6 protein-coding genes and 1 tRNA gene are annotated in these 4774 nt (G+C 62.1%); 3 read left to right on the top strand and 4 right to left on the bottom strand.

The features are described from left to right. Nucleotides 1–620: 620 nt before the first annotated feature. From G341_RS24395 to G341_RS0100185, 3 genes are all read right to left on the bottom strand, one after another. On the bottom strand, nucleotides 621–890 hold the full coding sequence (locus G341_RS24395; protein ID WP_026303069.1) for an MspA family porin: 270 nt from the start codon (nucleotides 888–890) through the stop codon (nucleotides 621–623). After that, entirely contained in the window at nucleotides 887–1234 is a 348-nt protein-coding gene (locus G341_RS24390) for an MspA family porin (protein WP_162140684.1), read from the bottom strand. The genes G341_RS24395 and G341_RS24390 overlap by 4 nt, the downstream gene beginning before the upstream one ends. Before the next feature lie 783 nt (nucleotides 1235–2017). Further along, nucleotides 2018–2410: a hypothetical protein gene (locus G341_RS0100185; RefSeq protein ID WP_018177091.1), complete on the bottom strand. Its 393-nt coding sequence runs from the start codon at nucleotides 2408–2410 to the stop codon at nucleotides 2018–2020. A 266-nt stretch (nucleotides 2411–2676) separates the two neighbouring features. Here G341_RS0100185 and G341_RS0100180 point away from each other — a divergent pair, with 266 nt between their 5' ends. Beyond that, nucleotides 2677–3195 carry a lipoprotein LpqH gene (locus tag G341_RS0100180; protein WP_018177090.1) on the top strand — a complete coding sequence of 173 codons (519 nt, stop codon included), beginning with the start codon at nucleotides 2677–2679 and terminating at the stop codon, nucleotides 3193–3195. Nucleotides 3196–3311: 116 nt separating this feature from the next. Beyond that, a tRNA-Ile gene (locus G341_RS0100175) sits at nucleotides 3312–3385 on the top strand. A gap of 69 nt (nucleotides 3386–3454) precedes the next feature. Here the strand turns inward: G341_RS0100175 and G341_RS23285 are convergent. Beyond that, a complete protein-coding gene (locus G341_RS23285) occupies nucleotides 3455–3715 on the bottom strand; it encodes a tyrosine-type recombinase/integrase (protein WP_281171080.1) in 261 nt (86 codons plus the stop codon). 304 nt (nucleotides 3716–4019) lie between these two features. Here G341_RS23285 and G341_RS0100170 point away from each other — a divergent pair, with 304 nt between their 5' ends. Beyond that, the gene (locus tag G341_RS0100170; protein WP_155826646.1) at nucleotides 4020–4685 is read left to right on the top strand and encodes a hypothetical protein; all 666 of its coding nucleotides are present in this window, start codon (nucleotides 4020–4022) and stop codon (nucleotides 4683–4685) included. Nucleotides 4686–4774: the final 89 nt, after the last annotated feature.

Here is a 4774-nt window from a genome sequence, read left to right as displayed (position 1 = left end):
GCCCCTGTCGACCACGAGAGGCAGTACCGTCAGGCCGTCACCCCGATCCCCGCGGTGGCTTGATCCAGGTCTCCGACCAGACCAGGACGGTTCACTGTTCTCATGGTTGAGGTTGAAGCTGAAATCCTTTGCCGGTGTGATTTTTCCGATACATTTCATGGGGTTGTTGATACATCCCCACATGCTCAGCTGTTGCGCTTGTTGTTGATCGACAGCGGTAGGACTACCTGGCGACGGAACCTTGGTGGCTGCACCGGTAGGTGCGATGGGTTGAATCGGAGCGGGCGCCGGCTGTCCCGGAACGGGAACAATGGGCGTGCCGTTCCCGATGCCGGGTCCCGGTCCAGCATCAACATGCATGTTAACGCCGCTGCCGCTGTTGTCGGTGGCTCCTGGCGCTGTTGTCACCGCAGGTGGCGTGGTTGGTGGTGTGTACGTCGGTACTGAGACGCAAGGCCATCCGGCTCCGTATTTGGCGCGCAACGCATCACAGCGCGCGTCGGCGTGAGCCCGCGGCGAATCGTGGTTCGCGATAGCTATGACCGACACGACCGCCGTCACGACAACGAGTGCGGCGATGAGAAACCGGGGCCAGCCAATCGACCGAGAAATCCTGTTGCTCATAGTGTTACAGGCTTTCCGTACACGTTCGTGGTGGTGTCATTGGCTGCGGTGGAGATCGCCACGGTGGCGTAAGGCCGTATTGAGATCCCCGACAGGCAGCCGGAGACCACAATGTGCACGCCGGTCATCTGCATGCCGGCCTGGGCGCCCTTCATGGTTTTGGTGCCGAACTTGAAGTCGTTGATCACCCCGGGGTTCACCGTCGCGGACACGCTCGGGGTGATGCCGACGTTCCCGGTCAGTGCGGGCGGGTAGGAGATCGTCACCCCGACACTGGGCGTAATCGACAGCCAAGGTTCATCCCGTTGGAGACATCGACCCCGCACGCCAGCTGCAACCCGTAGGTCAGGGTTCCTGAGTCAACGGGGACGTGGCCGGTGCCGCCGATCACGCCGTTGCTGTTCAAATCGACAAAGGCCTCACGGGTGAATTGCGATTGATTGAGGTCGGGCACCTGATGCACCGCATAGCCGCTGAGCCCGACGCCGACCTTCCAGCCATCTGGGGTGGTGCGCGTGGTGGCCGCGTTCGGATAGTTGGTCGCGGCCGCGTTGCCGGCTTCCACGGCAGCACCCGTCAGTGCGACTACAGCTGCGGTCGTCGCGACCACTGCACATCTCCGAAAGCTCATCCGCTACGTCTCCTTGTTGATCGCATACCTGCTAGTCACAAAAACGCAGCAGATTCACTATGGCAAAGTGACAATAAAAGCAGAGTTGTTAGTAGTGCAACAGAAGCGAGCTGCCGCGATCTCGGGTGGCGACAGGTTTCGTTCGAACACGCGTTCGTATAGGCTCGGGCTGGCCGGGGTCGAGAGGGAAGCTCGCCCCCGGCGCCCCAACTTTGCGGAGGTTGAATCCCCATCGAGAGGGGTTCACCATGCCCATATTCCAGCCAATCGAGGGCGCGCGCTGCTCTGTGTGCGCCCGCGAATCCATGGTCATTCCAGTCGATTTCGCCGATGATCCGATCTCGGGTGATGTGATCCCGCGGCCATCTGGCGAGCCGTACTGCAGCAGGGGATGCGCGGAGCGCCGTCATCGCCGCTGACTCCGGTAGGCCGGCATGAGCCACACGCCCGACCGCCAGCCGTATGAACGTTACCCGGTGGTCAAGCCGGTCTCGGACATGGCCGTCGACATCGACTGGAAGAGTAAAGGCCTGGTGCTCCGGGTGTCTCACATTGGAACCCAACTTCCACTTGTGGAAACGATGGAACCGTCATGCTGCTGACCTGCACTAACCGGAACCAATACGGCACGTTGGAACCAGTAATGCGGCTGAATATCTCCGAACGGTTACTGGTTCGAGTCCAGTTGGGGGGCTTAAGCGAAAAGGTGCCTCACCCTTCAAGCGGGAGGCGCCTTTCGCGTCAGTTGGATGCCCTTGCGGCTCAGCAGTTGTCGTTGACCCACTGTCCGTCGATCAGCGCCCAGTTGACCGCTTCCTTCTGCGACTTGCCGTCCGGCGCGTCGGTCGTGACCTTGCCGGTTGTGCCCTCGACTGTCACGGTGATCTTCGGGTCGCCCATCTTGACCAGCTGCGGTGCCCGTTCGGCGTAAGCCTGCTGCATCTGGGTGGCGAATGACTTGAAGTCGTTGTTCACGAGTTTGGCTCGGCACCGGGCCGAGATCAGGTTCCAGTCGGTCTCGTAGTCGCCGCGCATGGTGGCCCAATACGCCTTCAGTGCGGCGTCGTGGAGATTGGTCTCCGCCGACGGCGCGGCAGTACTGCTTTCCTTCGACGATGATTTGCTGTCGGAACATCCGGCGATCAATCCGATCATTGCCGCCGTTGCGATAACTGCCGTGCCGCCACGGGCCAGCAATTGTTTTTTGTGTCCCAAAGTATCCCCCTCGTGCATTTAACTAGTTAGGCTCGCGAGCCTATCACCAGCAGTTTTGCCGTCACATTCGACTGAATCGCGCGCCGGAATACTGTAGTGAATCCAGTCAAGGGGATCGGGTCTCATTGGCATATTCACAGAAATACTGTGATCCGGGTCACCTTCGCGTGGCACCCCTGTCACGACAAATTTCCCAGGAGCAAGTCATGCGCAAGATCCAGATCATTGTTGTCGGCGTGAGTGCCGTCGGCCTCGTGGCCGCCCTAGGCGCCTGTAGCGACAACAAGTCAGACAACTCATCGTCGACGACGACCACCGCGATGAGCGGGATGAGTACGAGTATGAGCATGCCCGGAAGCGGCAGCGTGAGCACCGGGGGCGAGGCCTCGGTGACGGTCGACGGCAAGGCGTTGGAACTCACCTCCAAGGAGGTCGTCTGTACCGAGAACGGCGGCAAGACGGTCATCGCGATCGGCAACGGCTCGGGCACCGCCGGGATCGGCGCGACGCTGACGTCCGGCGACAACCCTGAGGTCGAGACAGTCGGCCTGGGCGCCACCAACGGCGTCGCGCTCGGCTGGGCCAAGGGCGTGCCCGGAGGTGACGCGAAGGTCACCAAGAACGCCAAGACCTACGACATCACCGGAAATGTTCCGGCCGTTGACATGTCCAACCCGACGGCGATGAACAAGAAGTCCTTCGAGATCAAGGTGACCTGCCCCTAGGAGGAGCAGTACAGCGGATCGGTGCTCGGGACATGTGGACCGAGCACCGATCCCGCATGTGAGCATCGCCGGGCATCGCCGGTAGCATCGTCCCCGCTGCCGGGACTCCCGGCTGCGGGGCGATAGCTCAGTTGGTTAGAGCCGCGGACTCATAATCCGCTGGTCCCGGGTTCGAGCCCCGGTCGCCCCACTCTCTGACCTGCTGTGATGCTCTCGAACGGTTCGTGACATCGCCGGTGTTGTCGCAGATTGTCACAACTCATCGGAAACTCGTTCCGGCGGCCTTGAGTGCCTCGTTCTGCGCGTGTGTGTAAGTGGCCATAGTGAACGCGCTGCTGGCGTGGCCTAGCCATACAGCGATCGCGGCGATGGGGACCCCGCGAGCATGCATCAATGTGGCGCAGCTGTGGCGAGCGTCGTGAAGGCGCACATGCTCGATATTGAGCGCTGCGAGTGTTCGCGCCCATGCCGCTGTCAGGTAGGTGGGAGTGCATGGGTTGCCGCCCTCGTCGCTGGCAATGTACTCACCTGATCCATAGGCTTGGCCGAGCGCAAGACGTTCGGCCCTCTGCTGCCGCCGCGAGGCCGCCGCCAGGTAGGCGAATCCTGTTGAGCATCAACTAATCCCGCTTACGGGATCGGTTGGGGCTCAAGTGGTTTCCCGTCGGTTCTCGCGCCGGTGCGCGGGCGGGAAGTTTTGGCGGGTGGCGGAGGGGTGAGGACGCGCCGCTGGCGCTAGAGACCGACAGGTCCCCGAGATGTCGGTTGAACGGGCATACGCTGCCGATATGCACATGGAGCTCGATGGGGACAGGGTTGTATCTGTGGAGTCCGAGACCGCACCGGCCACGGTCCGCTTCGCGGTCGGGTCGCCGGACGGGCCGAGGTCGAGCACCTGGCGCGTTTGGACATCCAAGACGAAGAACGACTGGTATGCCGCGGTGCGCGTGCTCGCTGGGCGACAAAAATGGAGCTTTCATAGGTCTGGGGTCTGGCGACACGCGTTCCTCACCGAGGAGGACGCGAAGCCGTACTTGGATGAGGATCGGGTGATGGATCGGTGGGAGCGTCCGGCCGAGTTCACGCCCGGATGGACTCGCGCACTACAGATCCGCGTCCCCGTGGCCGGACTACGGGTCGGGGTCGATGACGGCAAGGGCAAGCCGGTGAAGTTTGTCGATCCGGCCGACGCGGGTGTCGTCTGCTTGGAACTCCTACAGGGCGAGCAGGACTCCCACTTGGATCAGCTGCCGTCCCCATCGGAGCTATTGGACTTTCTGCAGCTGCCCGAAGGGGGGTTCGTGGTCGTGGCTGCGCATCTGGAGTACCCGCCGCCGTCTGACGAGCCTCCGACGAACATCGACCTACAGCTACGCCCCGGCATTGACCCTCCGGTGATCACGCCGACGACGCGTGTGGCGCTGCATGGATACTCGGAGACGGGCGAGCGATTGGTCACCGAGACGGCTGTCGTGCCGCCGGTGGACTAGGGCGTGTCTCCTAATGATTGGGTGATCGGTCGCTGATGATCGGTGGATGAGTTCTAGGTGTGAGTCGCTCAGTGATGCGCAGTGGGAGC

The organism is Jongsikchunia kroppenstedtii DSM 45133 (assembly GCF_000380485.1).
Classification (GTDB): domain Bacteria; phylum Actinomycetota; class Actinomycetes; order Mycobacteriales; family Mycobacteriaceae; genus Jongsikchunia; species Jongsikchunia kroppenstedtii.
The sequence above is the reverse complement of the archived record's forward strand: the minus strand, read 5'-3'. Positions and strand labels throughout refer to the sequence as shown.

Bases quoted from the DNA above. Each gene is read 5' to 3' on its own strand.
- G341_RS0100185 (WP_018177091.1), bottom strand. From the start codon at position 2,410: ATGATCGGATTGATCGCCGGATGTTCCGACAGCAAATCATCGTCGAAG.
- G341_RS0100180 (WP_018177090.1), top strand. From the start codon at position 2,677: ATGCGCAAGATCCAGATCATTGTTGTCGGCGTGAGTGCCGTCGGCCTC.